We start from the raw sequence: 20,946 nt of genomic DNA on the forward strand, positions 1-20,946 counted from the left end.
GCCCGCCGGGCCGAGTGACGCTTCGACCATCGTCACGGCCACAAGTGTGATGGTGCGTCAGTTTCTAGGAGATTTCTGCATGGCCAAGAAGGCCCACGCCGCGCCGGGACGTCCCGGACATGCGGCAGTCAAGACCGGCAGACGGGCCAGGGTGATCATGGCGGCGTCCACCGCTGCCGTCGCCCTCACCGTTGTCACCGCGACCGCCAACGGCGCGGTCGCACAAGGGGGAACGCCCGGATCGGACGCACCCAAGCGAATAGGGACCGCGCCGCGTGTTCCGGCGGGTGCGACGGTGACCGGCGCGACCGCGTCGGGAACCACGCTGCACCTCAGTGTGAACCTGGCCCCGCGTGACCCGCAGTCGTTGGCGGACTTCGTCACCGCGGTGTCCACACCAGGGAACGCCCAGTACCACCACTACCTGGCCAAGGGGCACTTCGCCTCGGTCTTCGGTCCTACGCGGGCCACCATCGCCGGGGTCTCACGGGCGTTGAAGGCGGCCGGTCTCACTCCCGGCGAGGTCAGCCCGGACGGCCTGTCCATACCGGTCACCGCCACCGCCGCACAGGCGTCCCACGCTTTCGCCACCGGCTTCCGGAACGTCCGGCTCAAGGACGGCACCACCGACTACCTCAACACGTCGGCCCCCTCCTTGCCCGCGGACGTAGCGGCGTCGGTGACCGGGGTCGTCGGCCTGAGCAGCGTCAACACCGTCGCCGGCCACCACACTGCGGCGCGTCGCGCGAGCAGGACCGGCTCCGCCACCGTCTCCGGACGCAGCTCGCGCACGGTGACCGCCAACGCGTACAGCCCGGCGCTCTGCGCCGACTTCACCGGCTCGGGCCTCGCCGACGGCACCGACTACTACAGCCCCGGCAAGCTGGCCGGTACCTACGGGATGACCAGCTCCGCCACCGTGGGTGCGGGGCAGACCGTGGCAGTGTTCGAGCTGGAGAACGTCGACGCCGGCAGTATCGCCGCGTACCAGTCCTGCGTCGGCACCAGCACCTCGGTCTCCACCGTGTACGTCGATACGACGTCAGGCGCCGGCGCACCGGCCACCGACGGATCGGTCGGCGTGGAGTCGGCGCTCGACATCGACGACCTGATCGGTCTGGTGCCCGGCGCGAGCATCATCGACTACCAGGGCCCGGACGCCACGTCCGCGACCGACCAGAACGTGCTCGACGTCTACCAGCGGATGGTCACCGACGACCAGGCGCAGGTCATCTCCACCAGTTGGGGTGAGTGCGAGGCGGTCGAGAGCAGCGCGACCGCGAACGCCGAGAACACCATCTTCGCGGAGGCCGCCACGCAGGGCCAGAGCGTGGTCGCCGCCTCGGGCGACGACGGCTCCAGCGACTGCTACCGCGCCACCGGCTCCACCGCCAAGGCCGTCGACGACCCCGCGAGCCAGCCCTATGTCACCGGCGTCGGCGGTACGACGATGACCGGTTCGGGCAGCAGTGCGACCCAGACGACGTGGAACAACGACACCGGCGGTACCGGTGGCGGCGTCTCCTCGCGCTGGGCTCCCGTCGTCTACCAGGGCGGTGTCGCCACCACCGCCAAGCGTGCCGTTCCGGATGTCTCCGCCCTGGCGGACCCGCACACCGGCTACCCGATCTACCTCCAGGACAACAGCCAGTCCTCCAGCCCCCTCCCCGCCATCATCGGCGGCACCAGCGGCGCGGCCCCGACCTGGGCCGCCGCGATCGTCCAGGCCAACGCCGGCACGGCCTGCCAGGCCAACGGCCAGGTCGGCTTCCTCAACAACGCCCTCTACAAGGCCGCCCGGAGCGGCTACCCGACGAACTTCTGGGACGTCACCAGCGGCAACAACTCCACGTACGCCACCGGCTTCACGTCTGCGGCCGGCTACGACGAGGTCACCGGCCTGGGCTCGCCCAAGGAGGCCGGCCTGACCACCGCACTGTGCGCGGCCAAGGGGACGGCGGCCACGGGCACCTCCACCTTCCACCCGCTCAGCAGCCCCAAGCGCCTGCTGGACACCCGCAACGGCACCGGCTGGGGCCTCAGTTCCATCCCGACCACCAAGCCTCTGGTCGCGGGCGGCACCGCCCCGGTCAAGGTCGAGGGCGTCGAAGGGATCCCGAGCAGCGGCGTCACCGGTGTCGTGCTCAACCTCACGGTCACCGGCACCACCGGCGCGGGTTCGGTGACGGCCTGGGCCGACGGCACCACCAAGCCGTCGACCAGCAACCTCAACTGGACCGGCGCGAGCCAGACCGTCGCGGCCTCGGCGACCGTCAAGGTGGCCGGTGACGGAGTGGTGGACCTCTCCACCAACAGCACCACCCACCTGATCGCCGATGTCCAGGGCTACTACACCAGCGGCACCACCGGCTCGAAGTACACAGCGCTGGCCCCGGCCCGCCTGCTGGACACCCGCTCCAAGGTCGGCATCTCCACCAACACCAAGATCTCCAACGCGGTGGTCAGCCTCAAGGTCCGCGGTCACGGCGGCGTACCGACCGGCGCCACCTCCGTGGTGCTCAACCTGACGGCGACCCAGACCGTCGGTGGCGGTTACCTGGAGGCCTACCCCGAAGGCGCCACCCGCCCGACCGCCTCCAACGTCAACTGGTCGGCCACCGGGACCACCATCCCCAACCTCGTGGTCGTGCCGATCGCAAGCGACGGCAACGTCAGCATCTATGTCCACGGCACCAGCCACGTCATCGCCGATGTCTCCGGCTACTTCTCCACCAGCGGCTCGACCTTCGACACGGTCACCCCGCTGCGCCTCCTGGACACCCGCAAGACGGCCGCCCTGGGCTCGGGCAAGACCCTGGCCCTGCAGATCTCCGGCGCCGACGGCATCCCGGCCGGCGTCAAGGCAGTCGTACTCACCGTCACCGTCACCGGTACCACAGGCAGCGGCTACCTCACCGCCTTCGCCGACGGCGGCAGTCGCCCGACGGCCTCCAACCTGAACTGGGTGCAGGGCAAGACGATCTCCAACCAGGTGATCGCCCCGGTCGGCTCCGACGGCAAGGTGGACTTCTACACCAACAGCACGACCAACGTGATCGCGGACGTCGCCGGCTACGTCGGCTGACGCATTCCGACGCCACACCAGTGATGCCCCGTCGACCATGCCGGTCGGGGGGGCATCGTTGCGTCCAGGGAGTTCGTTGAAGGTCGTGCCGGTGGTGTGGCGGCTGACGGGGACGTGCTCTTCTTCGTCTTGGGGCGGGTGAAGGCCAGGCCGCCGCCTTTTCGCTCGGGGCAGATGCTCGCGTGCTTGACGCAGTCCGAGCCGTTGGAGCTGCCACCTGGGGTGGAGGAGCCCGTTGTCGAGGTCGATGTAGGGCCGGCGGAATCTCAGGGTCTGTCGGGGCGGAAGCCCTGGCCGACGCCGATCAGCCGGCCTGCTGCTGCTCCCGATGACGCTGGTCTCCGGTCTGGTCGTCTCTCCCGTCGCGCGACGCAACCTGGTCCGCGGGCTCGTCATCGCCTGCGTGACCGGCTCGGCCGGGGTGCTCGTACTCGGCGCGTCGGCCTGGATCGGCTGGGGCGTGATCATCGCCGTCTTCTTCGGCCTGGTGGTGGGCTTCGTCGCCGCGGGCGATCAGACCGCGCTGTACGCCCAGGCGCCGCCGGAGCAACTCGGCACCGCCTCCGGGCTGTTGCGTACCTTCGGCTACGTCGGCTCGATCGCCTGGATCATGATGGGCATTAGCCTGCTCCTGCTCCTGCTCCTGACCCTGCTCCTGGTCTGCGTCCTCGACCGCACCCTTCCGTGGAGGGCCGACGCGTAGGGCCCCGGGGCGGCAACCGGTGCTTCGCGGGTCCTGACGGTCAGTTCACCGGGTGGCCCGGGGTGATGCCACGTGCGTTGTTCAGGGACAGCAGAGGGGGCAGGTCGCCTGCGGGGTTCTGCGCCGTCTCCGGAGCGAGGAGGAAACCGACGTGGTCGCCGCCGTCGATCCGGCTCTCCACGCGACCGACGAACCATGCGGGTGCCTCGTCGAGGATCACGGACCCGCCCGGTCCCGGATGCCACGGGACGTCGGCGAACTTGTCCGTACGGTCGCCGGTCTCGCCGCCGAAGAGCCGGGCCAGCCGGTCCTGGTCGCGGCGGAGCAGATGGACCGTCAGCCGCTCGGCGCGCTCGGCGACCCGGTAGGTGTGATTGATCCTGGACAGCCAGACCACGAACCGGGCGGGCCGGATGGAGCACTGCGAACCGAATCCGACCAGGCAGCCGGACCTCTCCCCGGCCGCCTCGGCGGTGACGACGTACATCGGACAGTCGAGCAGGTCGGTGAACGGATCGAGATCGGTCACGGTACGTGGCTCCCGGCTACGCGGCAGATCGGCGGGGTCTCGCGCTCGGTCCTCCGTAGGCTGGGGTCTCTTCTAACCAGTCACGGCGTGTGAGAGTGGTTAGATTTACCCCCAGCTTCCAGCAATCCGCCAGGCGGTCGTCAGTGCGCGGAACGCGACGCCCCGCCGAACAGCCGGGCGAGTGCCCTGAACGGCAGCGTCACGACGGTGGCGATCGCGCTGCCGATACCGCGGAGCACATCTGCGATGGCGCGGAACATGAAGACCTCCAGGATCTACGGGCTTGGGTGAATGCGGACAACGGGTACCCGCAACGGCATCGGGCACTCGGCGGTGCGCGGGACTGTCCCGGCGCACGGCACGATCCGCGTCCTGACCACTGTCAGGACCAGCACCGCTTCCCGGTCGGCTCAGCCGCTGAGGATGCCCGGCAGGGCCAGTGCCGCCAGCAGCGTCGTGCCCATCAGCATCCACGCCACGTAGTCGCCGATGTGCCCGGACTGCAACCGCCGTAGCGGAGCCGTCCACGACCGGGCGCCGAGCGGTTTCGGGCGGGTCACGGCGAGCGCGGCCAGGGCGACGGCCAGCAGGGTCGAGGTGAGGCCGAGGAGTGCGCCGGCCGGGGTCCAGTGCGGCGAGGGGGCGGCTCCGCCGGACACGGCGTGTCCGACGGCGGTGGCGAAGCCGGGTACCGCGCCCGCGGCGAGGGACGCGGCGAGGAGGACGGCGGGGACCGTGGTCATGGTGTCCGGCACTCGGCTCAGCCGGTTGCGGGTTTCCGGTTCCTCGTCGGTGCCGGTGGTTTCGTACGACGACTCGTCGCCGGGCCGGGGGCCGAGGCCCAGGAACACCCGTGCGGCGACCCGGAGCACCGCGCCCGCGGTCACCGCCGATACGGCGACGAAGAGCACGGTCAGCGGGCCGCCGACCGCCTCCTCCAGCACCGCTTTCCCGAGGCCGGTGCCGAAGGGCGGCAGACCGGCGAGGCTCAACGCTCCGACGACGTACAGGACGGCCACCGCGCGCAGTTCGCGGGCGCGTCCGTGCAGGGCGTGTTCGTCGACCGACCCGTACCGGTCGAGGAGGACACCGGTGCAGGCGAACAGGGCGGCCTTCACACCGGCGTGGCCCAGGATGTACAGGGCGACTCCGTCGTCGGCCTCGGGGCTGAGGCTGCCGATTCCGATGAGGAAGAGCCCCATGTGGGCGACCGTGGAGTACGCCAGCAGCCGTTTGATGTGCCGCTGGTACCAGCACATGACCGCGCCGACCAGGCCCGTCAGTACACCGAGGACGACGAGGGCGCGTTCCAGGTCGGAGGCCGGGATGCCGCCCGGGCCGGAGAAGACCGTCCGGTAGGCCCGCCAGGCGCCGTAGGCGCCGAGTTCGACCATCACGCCCGACAGCAGCATGCACACGGGGGTGGGCGCGACCGCGTGTGCGTCCGGCAGCCAGAAGTGGAAGGGGACTGCCGCGGCCTTCACCAGCAGGCCGGTCAGGACCAGTGCGAAGGCCGCGAGGGTGAGGGCGTCGGGGCCGCCGTGCCGGTCGAGGCCCTGGCCGATCTTCGTCATGGCGAGTTCGCCGGTGCGCGCGTACAGCAGGCCGATGCCCATCAACATGGCGTACGCGCCGAGGGAGTTGAGGACTCCGAAGGACAACGCGCCCTGGACGGCCTTCGGTTCCTCGACGCGATGACCCGTCAGGGCGTACGCGACGACGCCCATCAACTCGAAGAAGACGAAGGCGTCGAACAGGTCCCCCGCGATCGCGAAGCCGCACATGCCGCCCTGGAAGAGCAGCATCAGGGCGGGGAAGGAGCCCGCGTGGCGGCGGGGCGGTTCGTCGAAGTAGTGCCAGGAGTACGCCAGCGCCGCCACCGTCAGCAGTGAGGCGAGCGCGGCCATGCCGAGTCCGGGGCCGTCTCCGACGAGGACGATCCCGACGCTCTCGCCGCCCTTGGGGGTCCAGCCGCCGACCCATTCGGTCATGGGCGGTGCGGAGTTGAGGAGGAGCACGATCGCGAGTCCCGCCGTGCCCGCGGCGACGACGCAGCCCACCGTCTCGGCGGCGGCCCGGGAGAGGTGGCGTCCGGTGGCGACGAGGAGGGTGGCTCCGAGCAGGGGGACGGCGACGAGGACCGGTAGCAGGTGGTGCATCAGCCGCGCAGCTCCGAGAGTTCGTCCGGGTCGACCGTGCCGTGGAGCTTGGAGATCTGCAGGACGAGGGCGAGCAGCACGGCGGTCACCGTGGCGCCCACCACCACGTCGGTGAGGGCGAGGGCCTGGACGACCGGGTCGACGACGGGGTGGGAGCCGGGTTTCAGGTCGGAGAAGACGGGGGCCGTGGCGCCGTCGCGGTAGCCGACGGCCAGCAGCAGGACGTAGGTGGAGGACTGGCACACCGCGAGGCAGCCCACGGCGTGGATGAGGTTCCGGCTGGTGACCAGTCCGTAGCAGCCGACGAGGAACACCCAGGCGGCGACGAGGTACGGGAACACGGACATCACTTCTCGCCGCCCTTCTCGATCTCCACGGCCTGGTCCAGGAAACGGGCGAGCAGGACGACGACCGCGCAGGCGACCTCCATGCCGATGGCCGCGTTCAGGAGGGGGACGGTGCCGCCCGAGGACAGGGTGTTGAAGGTGCCGTAGGGAAGGAAGTCGGCGAGGAACGCGGTGCCGGCGACGAGTCCGGCGAGGCCCAGGACGAGGTAGGCGGAGGCCGCGAGGGCGTCGGCGATCTCGTAGGAGCCGACCGGGCGGATGCGTTCCAGGGCGCGGTAGTCGGCGCCGAGGTAGAGCAGATGGAGGGCGGTGGCCACGACGACACCGCCCTGGAAGCCGCCGCCGGGACTGAGCTGGCCGTGGGCGATCACGTAGAGGCCGGTGACGACGGCGACGGGGAGGACGAGGAGGGCGTACCGGCGTACGGGGCGGGCGACGTGCTCGGGTTCGGGTGCGGCGCGGTGTTCGTCGCGGGTCTGGCGCAGCAGGACGGCGGTGCCGAGGACGGACGCGAAGAGGATGCTCATCTCGCCGAGGGTGTCGAAGGCGCGCTGGTCGAAGTTGACGGAGGCGATCGTGTTCGCGGTGTGCCGGGCTAGGGAGGCACGTACGGCCCGGTCCCCGTAGGGGTGCTGGTCCCCGCCGAAGCCCGGCAGGTCGAAGCAGGCGGCGACGAGGAGGGCCGCGAGGCCGGTGGCGCCGAGGGCCGCGACGATCAGCCGCGTCCGCCGGGTCATCGTTCCGTCTCCTGCTTCCGCTGCGGCCGTCGGACCTTGCGCACGGACAGCATGATCAGCAGGGGAGTGAGGGCGGAGCCCACGGCCAGTTGGGAGAGCGCCACGTCGGGGGCCTGGAGCACGGTGAACAGGACCGCCAGGACCGTCCCGAGGACGGCCAGGACGAGCGCCTGCCGCGAGGGATCACGAGTGGCGACGGCGGTCGTCGCGGTCGCGGCGACCAGCAGCAGCGCCACGACGATCAGCGGGTCATCCACGCCGGCCCTCCGCGAATCCGCCGGACAGGGCGCGGGACGCGGTGAGGTTCCCGCCGGTCAACAGGGCGCCGACGACCAGGAGTTTGACCAGTGCGCGGCTGGGGCCGGTGGCCACGCACACGGCGATCACGACGGCGGCACCGAACGCGGCGACCGCGTACGTGAGCCCCCACGCGCGCGGCGGATCCTCCGCCAGGTCCTCCGCGAGCAGGCGCGCGAAGACGAGGGTGCCGACCGGGCCCAACAGGGCCAGCAGCAGCGCGAGATCGACGTACGACGGGCGGCCGTAGCCCTCGGACAGGAGCAGCAGCGCGGGGCAGGCCAGCGAGGTGGACAGGTTCTGTGCCACGACCCTCCGCCGCAGCGGGCCCGTGGCGACGCCCCAGAGCGCGGACCCGGCTCCCGCGGCGAGGGCGGCCGTCGCGGTGACGGTCCAGCCGTTCACCACCCGCTCACCGCCCGGCGCGCACCCCACGCGGCGAACGCGCCGATCAGCGCGGCGGACGCGCCCACGACGAGTTCCAGTGTGTCCACCGCGCTGATGAAGACCAGCCACAGCAGGGTGAGAACGGCCCACCATGCCAGCGCCTCGGCCACACCGAGGAGTGTCGTACGCCGGTTCACCTGACACCTCCGTCGACGAGACCAACTCACCCTGTGTGATCGGTTGTTTGCTTTACGTCATCCAAGCATCGCGTCTCCGCCGTCGGGTGTCGGCGCGCCATGACATGCCTTCTCCGGGAAGGTGCGCGGGGCGATATCGCGGGTGTCCTCGTTGCGCGGGGACAAACCTCCGTGTGGGCGGCCGGTCCACGGGTACGCGGGAGCCCTGAAGATCCGAAGGGCCGGACACCGCTGCCCGTCCGGCCCCCGACCCGAACGTTCCGACGCCGAGGAGAACCGTGTGACCTCGCTCCGCACCCTCGCCGCACCGCGTCCGGGAGACGACGTCGGCGACGCGACCACCCGCTATCTCCTGTACGGGCTTCTTCCCGGCTGGTTCGTGCCGGGTCTGGCCGACTGGGTGATGCACCGGCGGACCCGGATCGAGGACACCGCCGGGACGAAGGAGTCCCTGATCCACGCGCTGATGATGACCGAGGTCGGCATCCCCGTCGCGCTGACCCTGCGCTACGAGGTCAACCCCCTGCTCCTCGCGGTGCAGTTGGGCGGCGCCGCGGTCCACGAGGCGACCGCGCTGTGGGACGTACGCACCGCGGTGCGCAGCGAGCGCGAGGTCAAGCCGATCGAGCAGCACATCCACAGCTTCCTCGAATCCCTGCCCTTCGCCGCGCTCACCTCCCTGATGTGCCTGCACAGCGATCAGGTCAAGTCCCTTCTGAACGGCGGGCGTTCGGACCCGGACGCCTGGCGGTTCGTGCCGCGCCGGCGACCGTTGTCGCGCGGCTATCTCGCGGGCATCGCCGCAGGGATCGGCGCGTGCGTGCTGCTGCCGTACGGAGAGGAGCTGCTGCGCTGCCGCAGGGCGGCCCGGACACGGAGGAAGCCGGCCCAGGACGAGACCACATGGCACGCCACACATGGAGGTTGACCACCATGCGCATCGCATTCCTGATGGCGCCCGAAGGCGTCGAGCAGATCGAACTGACCGAGCCGTGGCAGGCGGTCACCGACCAGGGCCACGAGACCGCCCTCGTGTCGACGGAACCAGGACAGATCCAGGCGTTCAACCATCTGGACAAGGGGGACGTGTTCCCTGTCCAGCTGGTGGCCGGTGAGGCGTCGGCCGGGACGTTCGACGGCCTGGTCCTCCCCGGTGGCGTCGCCAACCCCGACCTGCTGCGCACCGACGAGGACGCCGTGTCGTTCGTACGGGACTTCTTCGACCGGGGCCGTCCGGTCGCGGCGATCTGTCACGCTCCGTGGACGCTGGTGGAGGCGGGCGTGGTCTCCGGCCGCACGCTGACCTCGTGGCCGAGCCTGCGCACGGACATCCGCAACGCGGGCGGGACCTGGGTCGACGAACAGGTACACGTCTGCGACCGCGGCCTCAACACGCTGGTCACCAGCCGCAGGCCCGACGACCTGAAGGCGTTCTGCGGAACACTCCTCACCGAGTTCGCCAAGGCCAGGAAGGCCTTCCGGTGACCGAGGCACGTGGATCGGAGCCGGAGCTGGACACGCGTGCCCTGGAGCAGGCGCTCCGCGCGCGTGTGGACGGCGAGGTGCGGTTCGACGCGGGCAGCCGGGGCGCCTACGCCACGGACGGCTCGAACTACCGGCAGGTCCCGATCGGCGTCGTCGTCCCGCGCACGATCGACGCCGGCGCCGAAGCGGTCGCGGTGTGCGCCGGGTTCGGGGCGCCGGTGCTGTCCCGGGGCGGCGGGACGAGCCTGGGCGGCCAGTGCACCAACACCGCTGTCGTCATCGACTGGACGAAGTACTGTCACCGGCTGCTGTCCGTCGATGCCGAGCGGCGTACCTGCGTGGTCGAACCCGGCATCGTGCTGGACGAACTCAACCGCCAACTCGCCGACCACCGCCTCCAGTTCGGCCCCAAGCCGTCGACGCACAGCCACTGCTCGCTCGGCGGCATGATCGGCAACAACTCGTGCGGCGGATCGGCTCAGGCGTACGGCAAGACCGTGGACAACGTCCGGCGTCTGGAGATCCTGACCTACGACGGCACCCGCTGCTGGGTCGGCCCCACCTCCGACGCCGAGTACGCCGAGATCATCGCCGCGGGCGGCCGGGTCGCCGAGATCCACCAGGGGCTGCGGCAGATCATCGACCGCACCATGGCGGACGTGCGGCGCGGCTTCCCTCGTATCCCGCGCCGGGTCTCCGGATACAACCTGGACTCGCTGCTGCCCGAGAACGGCTTCGACGTGGCCCGCGCGCTCGTCGGCAGCGAGGGCACCCTCGTCACCGTCCTGCGCGCCGAACTCGACCTCGTGCCGGTTCCGCCGTACGAAGCCCTCCTCGTCCTCGGCTACGACGACATCTGCACGGCCGCCGACGACGTGCCCCGGCTGCTGAAGCACAGCACGCCGACCCAACTGGAGGCCCTGGACGGGCGGATGGCCCAGCTGATGCGCGAAGAGGGCGCCTATCTCGACTCGTTGGACGAGCTTCCGGACGGCGAGAGCTGGCTCCTGGTCCAGTTCACCGGGGACAGCCAGGACGAAGTCGACGAGCAGGGGCGGCAGTTGATCCGCGCCCTCGGGCGCGGCGAGGACGATCCGACGGTGGCGTTCTCCGACGACCCGGCGCGCGAACGCAAGATGCTCAAGGCCCGCGAGGCAGGACTCGGGGTCACCGCACGTCCGCCGGACGGCCGGGAGACCTGGGAGGGCTGGGAGGACTCGGCCGTGGCGCCCGAGGTGCTCGGCGACTATCTGCGCGACCTGAAGAAGCTGTTCGCCGACTTCGGCTACAACCACCCTTCCCTGTACGGGCACTTCGGGCAGGGCTGCGTACACACCCGTATCCCCTTCGAACTCACCACCGCCGAAGGGGTCACGAGCTTCCGGGAGTTCCTCTTCCGGGCCGCGGATCTCGTTGCCTCCTACGGCGGTTCGCTCTCCGGTGAGCACGGCGACGGACAGGCGCGGGGCGAGCTGCTGCCCCGGATGTTCGGGGAGGACGTGGTGGCCGCGTTCGGGCAGGTGAAGGCGCTGTTCGACCCGGACAACCGGATGAACCCCGGCAAGGTCGTCGGGCCCCACCGAGTCGGCCCCCACCGAGTCGACCCGTACCGCGTCGACGAGAACCTGCGCCTGGGACCCCTGTGGCACCCCGACAGCCATGACACGCACTTCAGCTACCCGGACGACGACCACTCCTTCGACCGCGCGGTCCTGCGCTGCGTCGGCATCGGCAACTGCCGTACGCACGAAGGCGGCGTGATGTGCCCCTCCTACCGGGCGACCGGCGAGGAGGAGCACTCCACCCGGGGACGGGCCCGGCTGCTGTTCGAGATGCTCGACGGACACGCGGACTCGGCCGTCACGGACGGCTGGCGTTCCACCGAGGTCCGCGACGCCCTGGACCTGTGCCTGGCCTGCAAGGGCTGCAAGTCCGACTGCCCGGTCGGGGTCGACATGGCCACCTACAAAGCCGAGTTCCTCTCCCACCACTACGAGGGGCGGCTGCGCCCGGCGGCGCACTACTCCATGGGCTGGCTGCCGGTGTGGGCGCGGCTCTCGCGCATGGCACCGCGCCTGGTCAACGCCGCCCTCGGCGCGCCCGGCATCGCCCGCCTCGGCAAGCGCCTCGCAGGGGTGGCGGTCGAGCGCGAAGCGCCGGTCTTCGCCGAGGAGTCCTTCGTCGAGTGGTGGCAGACGCGCGGGACTCCCGACCCCGACCCGGCCGACCCGCGCGCCGTCCTGCTGTGGCCGGACACGTTCAGCACCTACTTCCACCCGAACGTCGCGAAGTCCGCGGTCCGGGTCCTGGAGGACGCCGGATTCAAGGTCGCCGTCCCCACCCGGTCCGTGTGCTGCGGCCTCACCTGGATCACCACCGGCCAACTCGCCACCGCCGAGCGGGTGTTGCGCCGCACGCTCGACGTCCTGCGGCCCTGGCTGGAGGCCGGCACCCCCGTCATCGGCCTCGAACCGTCCTGTACGGCCGTCTTCCGCGCCGACGCCCCCGAGCTGCTGCCCGAGGACCAGGACGTGCGACGGCTCGCCGGACAGTTCCGCACCTTCGCCGAGCAGCTGCTCAACCACGCCCCGGACGACTGGCAGCCCCCGCGGCTCACCAGGCCGGCGACCGTACAGACCCACTGCCACCAGCACGCGGTCACGAAGGACGACGCCGACCGCGAACTGATGCGGCGCGCCGGCATCGACGCCCGTGTCCTGGACGCCGGTTGCTGCGGCCTGGCCGGCAACTTCGGCTTCGAACAAGGCCATTACGACCTGTCCATGACGGTGGCCGAGCAAGGAGTGCTGCCCGCCGTACGCGAGACCGCCCCCGGCGCGCTGGTCCTCGCCGACGGTTTCAGCTGCCGTACGCAGATCGAACAGGGCGACACCGGCAGGCGCGCCCTGCACCTGGCCGAGGCGATGGCGCTCGCCATGGAGGGCAACCACCTGCCCGCCGACCACCCCGAGAAACTCGCCGACCGGCCCGAGGGTTCCGCCCGGGACGGGCGGCTGCTGGCCGGGGGTGCGGTCGCCGCCGCGCTCGGGGCAGCGGCGGCCGCCGGGACCCGGCGGCTCCGTACCAGGCAACCAGCGCGATGAGATGAGAGGAACTCCCGTGTCCACCAAGGTGTCCGACTACGTACTCCAGCGGCTCCGCGAATGGGACGTCGACCACGTCTTCGCCTACGCCGGCGACGGCATCAACGGCCTGCTCGCCGCCTGGGGCCGATCCGACAACAAGCCGAAGTTCGTGCAGTCGCGGCACGAGGAGATGTCCGCGTTCGAAGCCGTCGGCTACGCCAAGTTCTCGGGCAAGGTCGGTGTCTGCGCGGCGACTTCGGGCCCCGGCGCGATCCATCTCCTCAACGGGCTCTACGACGCGAAGCTCGACCACGTCCCCGTCGTGGCGATCGTCGGGCAGACCAACCGCAGTGCCATGGGCGGCAGTTACCAGCAGGAGGTCGACCTGCTGAGCCTCTACAAGGACGTGGCCTCCGAGTACTGCGAGATGGTGACCGTCCCCGAGCAACTGCCCAACGTCATCGACCGCGCGATGCGCACCGCCTACGCCAAGCGCACCGTGACCGCCGTCATCATCCCCGCCGACGTACAGGAACTCGACTACTCGGCACCGACCCACGCCTTCAAGATGGTGCCGTCCAGCCTCGGCCTGACGCACTCCGCGCCGGTCCCGGCGGCTCCGGACCTCGCGCGCGCCGCCGAGATCCTCGACGCGGGCGAGAAGGTCGCGATCCTGGTCGGTCAGGGCGCGCGCGGTGCCCGGGCGGAGGTGGAGGAGATCGCCGACGTGCTCGGCGCCGGGGTGGCCAAGGCGCTGCTGGGCAAGGACGCCCTGCCGGACGATCTGCCGTACGTGACCGGCTCGATCGGCCTGCTCGGTACCCGGCCGTCCTACGAACTGATGCGGGAGTGCGACACGCTGCTCGTCATCGGCTCCAGCTTCCCGTACACCCAGTTCCTGCCGGAGTTCGGCAAGGCCCGCGCCGTCCAGATCGACATCGACCCGTTCATGATCGGGCTGCGCTATCCCTTCGAGGTCAACCTCGTCGGTGACGCGAAGGAGACGCTCAAGGCCCTGCTGCCGCGGCTGAACCGGAAGAAGCACGGCAAGTGGCGCCAGGAGATCGAGAAGAACACGGCCCGCTGGTGGGAGGTCATGGAACGGCGCGCGGCCGTCGACGCGGACCCGATCAACCCCGAGTACGTCGTGCACAGCCTGGACGCCCTGCTGCCCGACGACGTGATCCTGGCCGCCGACTCCGGCTCCGCCGCCAACTGGTACGCACGGCACCTGCGGATGCGCGGAAACATGCGCGGCTCGCTCTCCGGCACGCTCGCCACCATGGGGCCCGGGGTGCCGTACGTCATCGGTGCCAAGTTCGCCCACCCCGGCCGCCCGGCGCTGGCGATCGTCGGGGACGGGGCGATGCAGATGAACGGCATGGCCGAACTCATCACCGCCGCCAAGTACTGGCCCGAGTGGGAGGACCCGCGGCTGATCATCGCCGTCCTCAACAACCAGGACCTCAACCAGGTGACGTGGGAGATGCGCGCCATGTCCGGCGCCCCGCAGTTCCTGCCCTCCCAGGCGATCCCGGACGTGCCGTACGCCGACTTCGCCCGCTCGATCGGCCTCGGCGGGGTGCGGGTGGAGAAGCCGGGGGAGGTGGAGGAGGCCTGGCAGCGGGCGCTCGGCGCCGACCGGCCGTTCGTCATCGACTTCCGGACCGATCCCGCCGTACCGCCGATCCCGCCGCACGCCAGTCTCGACCAGATCGAGGCCGCGGCCTCCGCCGTCATCAAGGGCGACAGCGACCGGACCGGCATGATCCGCCAGGGCCTGAAGGCGAAGGTGCAGGAGATGCTCCCCGGCGGCAAACAGCGCCAGGACAAGCCGGAGGAGTGATGACCCCGCACACGGCCTCGCACACCGCCGGCGGTGGTGACGATCCCCTCGTGGACCGCGTCGAGACCGCCGTCTACACCGTCCCCACCGACGCGCCCGAGGGCGACGGCACGCTGGCCTGGGACTCGACCACCATGATCGTGGTCCAGGTCGGCGGGGGCGGCGCCACGGGGCTCGGGTACACATACGGCGCGGCGGCGACCGCCCATGCCGTCGAGGAGCAACTCGCCGACGTCGTAACGGGGTTGAGTGTCTGGGACGTGCCCGCCGCCAACGAGGCGATGAACCGGACCGTCCGCAACGCCGGCCGCCCCGGTCTGATCGCCGGCGCCGTCTCGGCCGTCGACATCGCCCTGTGGGACCTGAAGGCGCGCCTCCTCGACCTGCCCCTGACCCGACTGCTCGGCGCGAGCCGCACCGACGTGCCCGTCTACGGCAGCGGCGGCTTCACGACGTACGACGAGCACCAGTTGGACCGTCAACTGCGCGGCTGGACCGAGGAGTTGGACATCCCCCGGGTAAAGATCAAGATCGGGGAGTCCTGGGGCCGGGCCGAGCGGCGGGACCGGGAACGGATCGCGCGGGCCCGCCGGAGCATCGGCGACGCGCCGGAACTCTACGTCGACGCCAACGGCGGCTACACCCGCAAACAGGCGGTCAGGATGGCCCGGCACCTCGACGAGCAGGGCGTGACGTGGTTCGAAGAGCCCGTCTCCTCCGACGACTTGGCCGGGCTGGCACAGATCCGGACCGCCGTCGGGGCAGAGGTGACCGCCGGGGAGTACGGCTACACCCTCGCCTACTTCGGCCACCTGCTCGGCGCCGGAGCCGTGGACTGCCTCCAGGCCGACGCCACCCGCTGCGGCGGAATCACCGTCTGGCTGCGCGCGGCGGCCCTCGCGGAAGCCGCCGGACTGGAACTCTCCGGCCACTGCGCCCCGCACGTCCACGCCCACGCGGCTGCCGCGATCCCCAACCTGCGCCATCTGGAGTGGTTCCACGACCACACCAGCATCGAGGACCTCTTCTTCGACGGCACCCTCGACCCCCGGGGCGGCAGCATCCACCCGGGTGCCGACGGCGCACCCGGCCACGGTCTGACCCTCCGCGTCGAGCGGGCGGAGAAGTACCGGACCGGATAGGCCGGGACAGGAACGGAGCCACGATGAGCACGCCGAGGACGCCGAGGACGCCGAACACACCGGAATCCGTCGAGCACGACGCGTATCCGCCGCAGGCGCTGCATGACTACGCCTTCCTCGCCGACGGCGAGCGCGGGGCGCTGGTCGGCCCGCGCGGGGAGATCTGCTGGCTGTGCGCACCCCGCTGGCACAGCGACGCGGTCTTCTCCACCCTGATCGGCGGAGCCGGTCTCTACGCCGTCACACCGAGGGGCCGCTTCGTGCCCGGTGGACACTACGAAGAGGGCTCCCTGATCTGGCGCAGCCGCTGGATCACCGAGGACGGGATCGTGGAGTGCCGCGAGGCGCTGGCCTTTCCGGGGGAGCCGGGGCGGCTGGTCCTGCTGCGCCGCGTGCGGGCGACGGAGGGACCGGCCCGGGTCCGGGTGGTCCTGCACCCGCTGGCCGGGTACGGCACGCGGCCCCTGCGTGAGGCGCGACGCGACGACGGTGGTGTGTGGACGGCACGGGTGGGCGACCCGCACCTGCGCTGGACCGGCGGCGGCGACGCCGCACTCTCCGAAGTCGGCTCCACGGGCGCGCGGTTCACCCTCGACCTGGCGTTGGACGAGGGACAACAGCACGACCTGGTCCTCGAACTCGGCGCGCCTCGGCTGCCGGGCGACGACCTCCCCGAGCCGTCCGACCTGTGGTCCAGGACCGAACACGCCTGGTCCGACGCCGTGCCCGCCCTGGACGACACCGTCGCCGCCCGCGACGCACGGCAGGCGTATGCCGTCCTGCGCGGCATGACCAGCGGCGACGGAGGCATGGTCGCCGCGGCGACGACCAGTCTCCCGGAGCGTTCCGAGGAAGGGCGCAACTACGACTATCGCTACGCGTGGATCCGCGACCAGTGCTTCGCGGGCCAGGCGGTGGCCGCGGCCGGTCAACACCCCTTGCTGGACGAGGCAGTTCGCTTCGTCGGCGCCCGTCTGCACGAGGACGGGCCCAAACTGAGACCGGCGTACACGGTCGACGGCGGGCCTGTTCCCGACCAGCGCACGCTCGAACTGCCGGGCTATCCCGGCGGCTTCGACCGGATCGGGAACCACGTCAACCGCCAGTTCCAACTCGACGTATTCGGCGAGGCGTTGCTGCTGTTCGCCGCCGCCGCGCGCCGTGACCGGCTCGACCGGGACGGCCTGCGGGCCGCCGGGATCGCCGTGGCCGCCATCGCGGCCCGCTGGAGCGAACCGGACGCGGGCATCTGGGAGTTGGACGACCGTGCCTGGACACACAGCCGTCTGATCTGCGCCGCTGGGCTGCGGCGGATCGCCGACGTGGCACCGGACGCCGCCCGCGAGAGCGAGTGGAACGGGCTGGCCGACACCATCCTCACGCACACCACGGCACACGCGACGCACTCCGGCGGACACTGGCAACGCGCCCCGGACGACCCGGGATTGGACGCGGCCCTGCTGCTGCCCCCGGTACGCGGACTGCTCCCGGCCGACGACCCGCGCACCCGTGCCACCCTCCACGCCTACACCGAGAACCTCACCCGCGACCACTACGCCTACCGCTTCCGGCACGACGAACGCCCACTGGAAGAGGCGGAAGGCGCCTTCCTGCTCTGCGGCTTCGTGACGGCACTGGCCGAACACCACCAGGGACGCGAGGTGGAGGCCTACCGCTGGTTCGAACGCAACCGGCACGCGTGCGGGGCGGCGGGCCTGTACTCCGAGGAGTACGACATCGCCCAACGGCAACTCCGCGGCAATCTTCCGCAGGCCTTCGTCCACGCCCTCCTGCTCGAATCCGCGGCCACCCTCGCCCATGCCCCACCCGTCTGAAGCCCAGTGAAGGCCAGTGAAGTCCAGTCTTCCCCTCACGACCTCCGAGACGAACAGGACGAGCATGAACCAGCAGACCGTCGTCATCACCGGCGCCAGCGCCGGCATCGGCCGGGCCACCGCACGGCTCTTCGCCGAGCGGGGCGCCAACGTCGTGCTCCTCGCACGGGGCAGGGCGGGACTCGACGCGGCCGTGGCCGACGTGGAGGACAGGGGCGGCCTCGCCCTCGCGGTGCCGACCGACGTGGCCGACCCGGCACAGGTCGAGGCCGCGGCCGTGGCCGCCGAGGAGGCCTTCGGGCCGATCGACGTCTGGGTCAACAACGCCTTCACGTCGGTGTTCGCGCCGTTCACGGAGATCGAGCCCGACGAGTACAAGCGGATCACCGAGGTCAGCTATCTGGGCTTCGTGAACGGCACCCGGGTCGCGCTCCGGCGCATGATCCCCCGGGACGCCGGCGTGATCGTGCAGGTCGGCTCGGCCCTCGGTGACCGGGCCATCCCGCTTCAGTCCGCCTACTGCGGTGCCAAGCACGCCGTCAACGGCTTCACGTCGAGCGTGCGCACGGAACTCATGCACCGGCACAGTCACGTGCACATCACCGTGGTGCAGATGCCGGCCGTCAACACCCCGCAGTTCTCCTGGGTGTTGTCCCGGCTGCCGAAGCACCCCCAGCCCGTACCGCCCATCTACCAGCCGGAGGTGGCCGCCCGGGCCGTGGTCAACGCGGCGGACCATCCGCGCCGCAAGCAGTACTACGTGGGCGCGTCCACCGCCGCGACTGTCCTCACCAACAAACTGGCACCCGCCCTGCTGGACCGCTACCTCGCCCGCACCGGCTACGCGTCACAACAGACCGACGCCGGCGCACCCGGCACCCGCGAGCCCAACCTCTGGCACCCGGCGGACGAAGCCCCGGAACACGACTACGGAGCACACGGCACCTTCGACGAGAGGTCCCACCCCCGCTCGGCCCAGGCGGCCCTCGCACGACACCCCGGGCTCGTGCTGGCCGGCGTGACGGGAGCGGTGACGATGGGGGTGGGAGCGGTGCTACGGCGCAGGGGGCTCCGGTAGGGCGCCTACGAGGCGGCGCGGATCAGAACCGGACGTCCTCCGCGGTGGAGATACGCGCCCCCATGTTGCGTTCCATCATCCGCAGGGCGGCCTCGGCCAGATCCGGGTGGATATGGGCCACGGCGTCGCGGGCCACCGTCACCCTCAGATGCCGGATGTGGGCGTCGAGCGCCGAGTACAGCACACACTGCTCGGCGACCTGCCCGCACAGCACGATGTGGTCGACACCCTGCTGGGTCAGCAGATAGCCGAGCGGCGTCTCGTAGAAGGCGGAGTGCCGTGCCTTGACGACGAAGAGCGAGGCGTCGTCGGGTGCGACGGGCCGGACGAGGTCGGCGTGCGGTCCCTTCAGGGCCGTCTCCAGGAGTTCGCCGTGGTGGGACCGCCACTGCCCGAAGTTGTCGTTGACGTAGATGACGGGGGCGTCGAGTTCGCGCGCGCGGTGCAGCAGCCTGGTCACGGCGGGCAGGGACTCTTCCACCGAGGGGATCAGCAGGGCGGCGTCGTCGTGGTCGTACGTGTTGATCATGTCGATGACGATGAGTGCGCTCTGTGCCATGCCTTCCACCCTGCGTCGGCGACGGCGTCCGCGCGCCCTGTGGAGAGGGGCGGGGACGCCGCCGGGAGACGTCGCCGCTGGCCGGGCGTCGTGATCAGCGGCCGAGGGCCTTCCGCAACTGCCCCTTGTCCATGGAGGAGCGGCCGTGGATGTTGCGCTTCTTCGCCTCGGCGTAGAGCTGGTCCTTCGTGGGCCCTTCAGCGCCGCTGTGCGAGCGCTGCCCGCCGCGCTGGGAGGCGGACTTCGGGTCACGCGTGGAGGTCTTGCTCGCGGTCTTCGACTCTCCGGAGCGGGCGCGCTCCTTGTTCACCGTACGGGCCGCGATCTCCTTCGCCCGGCGGGTGGACTCGCCCCGCTGCTCGGCGCTCTCCTTCACGTGCTCGTACTGTCGTTCCCTCTTCTTGCTCGATCCTGCCGGCATCGCGTCGCTCCTCTCCTGAATCGATCCACGGGTTCCCTTTCACGAGGCCCCGTAACGTGCTCGCAGAGGCTCGTCAGTCGCCGAGCCGGGGCAGCACCTTGGTGCGGTAGAAGTCGAAGAAGCCCTGCTGGTCCGGTCCGATCTGGTTGACGTAGACGGTGTCGAAGCCGGCGTCGACGTACTCCTTGACCGCCTCCACGTGGGCGTCCGGGTCGTCGCCGCAGGCGAGACTCGCTTCGATGCGCTCGGGGCCGACGAGCTGCGAGGCCTGCTCGAAGTGGCGTGGGGTGGGCAGGAGTTGGGCGAGTTCGCCGGGGAGCTGTTCGTTGGCCCAGAGGTGGTGTGCCGTACGGACGGCTTCGTCCTTGTCGGTCGCCCAGCAGACCTTGAGTCCCGCGGAGACGGGCTTGGTGCCGCCGCCGCTGCGCCGGAACCGTTCGATGGCGGGGGCCTCCGGTGCCATGGTGATGAATCCGTCCCCGATGCGGCCGGCGACCTCGGCGGCGTGCGGGCCGAAGGCGGAGACGTCGATGGGCACCGGTTGGCCGGGGACCGTGTACAGGCGGGCGTTCTCCACCGTGTAGTGCTTGCCGCGGTGGCTGATCTGTTCCCCGGTGAACAGCTCCCGCATCACGTGGACGGCTTCCTCCAGCATCTCCAGGCGTACGTCGGCCTCGGGCCAGGCGTCACCGAGGATGTGCTCGTTGAGCGCCTCGCCGCTGCCGATGCCCAGCCGGAAGCGGCCGTCCAGCTGTACGGCGCTGGTGGCCGCGGCCTGGGCGACGACGGCCGGGTGCATACGGATGAGGGGGCAGGTCACGGCGGTCTGCACGGGCAGGGAGACGGCCTGCGAGAGGGCGCCGATCACCGACCAGACGAACGGGCTCTGCCCCTGGGCGTCGTTCCAGGGGTGGTAGTGGTCCGAGATCCACAACGACGTGAACCCGGCCTGTTCCGCCATCCTGGCCTGTTCCACCAACGCGGCGGGACCGTGTTCCTCACAGGACAGGAAGTAACCGAACTCCGTCATGGCGCTCTCCTCACGGCTGGTGG

At 70.9% G+C, this 20,946-nt stretch carries 20 protein-coding genes; 9 read left to right on the plus strand and 11 right to left on the minus strand.

The genetic code is table 11. From position 1 onward, the window contains the following. Positions 1–79 precede the first annotated feature (79 nt). Both AC31A1_RS04005 and AC31A1_RS04010 read left to right on the plus strand, forming a co-directional pair. Complete coding sequence (locus AC31A1_RS04005) at positions 80–3,085, plus strand: protease pro-enzyme activation domain-containing protein (protein WP_489651849.1); 3,006 nt, start codon at positions 80–82, stop codon at positions 3,083–3,085. A gap of 328 nt (positions 3,086–3,413) precedes the next feature. Next, on the plus strand, positions 3,414–3,788 hold the full coding sequence (locus AC31A1_RS04010) for a hypothetical protein (RefSeq protein ID WP_489651850.1): 375 nt from the start codon (positions 3,414–3,416) through the stop codon (positions 3,786–3,788). A 40-nt stretch (positions 3,789–3,828) separates the two neighbouring features. Here AC31A1_RS04010 and AC31A1_RS04015 read toward each other — a convergent pair whose 3' ends face one another. From AC31A1_RS04015 to AC31A1_RS04050, 8 genes are all read right to left on the minus strand, one after another. Continuing rightward, positions 3,829–4,317, minus strand: a complete 489-nt coding sequence (locus tag AC31A1_RS04015) for a flavin reductase family protein (protein WP_489651851.1) — start codon at positions 4,315–4,317, stop codon at positions 3,829–3,831. A gap of 140 nt (positions 4,318–4,457) precedes the next feature. Then, positions 4,458–4,577, minus strand: a complete 120-nt coding sequence (locus AC31A1_RS04020; protein ID WP_268817735.1) for an LPFR motif small protein — start codon at positions 4,575–4,577, stop codon at positions 4,458–4,460. A 150-nt stretch (positions 4,578–4,727) separates the two neighbouring features. Then, on the minus strand, positions 4,728–6,476 hold the full coding sequence (locus tag AC31A1_RS04025; protein WP_489651852.1) for a complex I subunit 5 family protein: 1,749 nt from the start codon (positions 6,474–6,476) through the stop codon (positions 4,728–4,730). Beyond that, positions 6,476–6,823 (minus strand): sodium:proton antiporter, encoded by a 348-nt coding sequence (locus AC31A1_RS04030; RefSeq protein ID WP_489651853.1) that lies wholly within the window; start codon positions 6,821–6,823, stop codon positions 6,476–6,478. Before AC31A1_RS04030 ends, AC31A1_RS04025 begins: the two co-directional genes overlap by 1 nt. Further along, positions 6,823–7,560, minus strand: a complete 738-nt coding sequence (locus tag AC31A1_RS04035; RefSeq protein ID WP_489651854.1) for an MnhB domain-containing protein — start codon at positions 7,558–7,560, stop codon at positions 6,823–6,825. Before AC31A1_RS04035 ends, AC31A1_RS04030 begins: the two co-directional genes overlap by 1 nt. After that, positions 7,557–7,817 carry a Na(+)/H(+) antiporter subunit B gene (locus tag AC31A1_RS04040; RefSeq protein ID WP_489651855.1) on the minus strand — a complete coding sequence of 87 codons (261 nt, stop codon included), beginning with the start codon at positions 7,815–7,817 and terminating at the stop codon, positions 7,557–7,559. Before AC31A1_RS04040 ends, AC31A1_RS04035 begins: the two co-directional genes overlap by 4 nt. Beyond that, complete coding sequence (locus AC31A1_RS04045) at positions 7,810–8,262, minus strand: MrpF/PhaF family protein (RefSeq protein WP_489651856.1); 453 nt, start codon at positions 8,260–8,262, stop codon at positions 7,810–7,812. The genes AC31A1_RS04040 and AC31A1_RS04045 overlap by 8 nt, the downstream gene beginning before the upstream one ends. Further along, a complete protein-coding gene (locus AC31A1_RS04050) occupies positions 8,259–8,441 on the minus strand; it encodes a hypothetical protein (protein ID WP_489651857.1) in 183 nt (60 codons plus the stop codon). The genes AC31A1_RS04045 and AC31A1_RS04050 overlap by 4 nt, the downstream gene beginning before the upstream one ends. Positions 8,442–8,721: 280 nt before the next feature. On the opposite strand from AC31A1_RS04050, the gene AC31A1_RS04055 reads away from it, so the two are divergent. The 7 genes from AC31A1_RS04055 (at position 8,722) to AC31A1_RS04085 (ending at position 18,913) form a co-directional block, all read left to right on the plus strand. Beyond that, positions 8,722–9,369 carry a diguanylate cyclase gene (locus AC31A1_RS04055; protein ID WP_489651858.1) on the plus strand — a complete coding sequence of 216 codons (648 nt, stop codon included), beginning with the start codon at positions 8,722–8,724 and terminating at the stop codon, positions 9,367–9,369. Positions 9,370–9,374: 5 nt separating this feature from the next. Beyond that, the gene (locus tag AC31A1_RS04060) at positions 9,375–9,926 is read left to right on the plus strand and encodes a type 1 glutamine amidotransferase domain-containing protein (RefSeq protein ID WP_489651859.1); all 552 of its coding nucleotides are present in this window, start codon (positions 9,375–9,377) and stop codon (positions 9,924–9,926) included. Beyond that, positions 9,923–13,030 (plus strand): FAD-binding and (Fe-S)-binding domain-containing protein, encoded by a 3,108-nt coding sequence (locus tag AC31A1_RS04065; protein WP_489651860.1) that lies wholly within the window; start codon positions 9,923–9,925, stop codon positions 13,028–13,030. The genes AC31A1_RS04060 and AC31A1_RS04065 overlap by 4 nt, the downstream gene beginning before the upstream one ends. Position 13,031: 1 nt before the next feature. Next, positions 13,032–14,858 (plus strand): thiamine pyrophosphate-requiring protein, encoded by a 1,827-nt coding sequence (locus AC31A1_RS04070; RefSeq protein ID WP_489651861.1) that lies wholly within the window; start codon positions 13,032–13,034, stop codon positions 14,856–14,858. Next, positions 14,858–16,000, plus strand: coding sequence for an enolase C-terminal domain-like protein (locus AC31A1_RS04075; RefSeq protein WP_489651862.1), 1,143 nt, complete (start codon positions 14,858–14,860; stop codon positions 15,998–16,000). Before AC31A1_RS04070 ends, AC31A1_RS04075 begins: the two co-directional genes overlap by 1 nt. A gap of 23 nt (positions 16,001–16,023) precedes the next feature. Further along, complete coding sequence (locus tag AC31A1_RS04080) at positions 16,024–17,835, plus strand: glycoside hydrolase family 15 protein (protein WP_489651863.1); 1,812 nt, start codon at positions 16,024–16,026, stop codon at positions 17,833–17,835. Between the two features lie 64 nt (positions 17,836–17,899). Then, a complete protein-coding gene (locus AC31A1_RS04085) occupies positions 17,900–18,913 on the plus strand; it encodes an SDR family oxidoreductase (RefSeq protein WP_489651864.1) in 1,014 nt (337 codons plus the stop codon). 22 nt (positions 18,914–18,935) lie between these two features. On the opposite strand, the gene AC31A1_RS04090 is transcribed toward AC31A1_RS04085, so the two are convergent. The 3 genes from AC31A1_RS04090 to AC31A1_RS04100 all read right to left on the minus strand — a co-directional run bounded on the left by AC31A1_RS04090 (position 18,936) and on the right by AC31A1_RS04100 (position 20,923). Beyond that, positions 18,936–19,472: a cysteine hydrolase family protein gene (locus AC31A1_RS04090; protein WP_489651865.1), complete on the minus strand. Its 537-nt coding sequence runs from the start codon at positions 19,470–19,472 to the stop codon at positions 18,936–18,938. Positions 19,473–19,566: 94 nt separating this feature from the next. Next, on the minus strand, positions 19,567–19,893 hold the full coding sequence (locus tag AC31A1_RS04095) for a plasmid stabilization protein (RefSeq protein WP_489651866.1): 327 nt from the start codon (positions 19,891–19,893) through the stop codon (positions 19,567–19,569). A gap of 73 nt (positions 19,894–19,966) precedes the next feature. Further along, positions 19,967–20,923, minus strand: coding sequence for an LLM class F420-dependent oxidoreductase (locus AC31A1_RS04100; RefSeq protein ID WP_489651867.1), 957 nt, complete (start codon positions 20,921–20,923; stop codon positions 19,967–19,969). Positions 20,924–20,946: the final 23 nt, after the last annotated feature.

This window comes from Streptomyces sp. P5F9 (assembly GCF_057961495.1).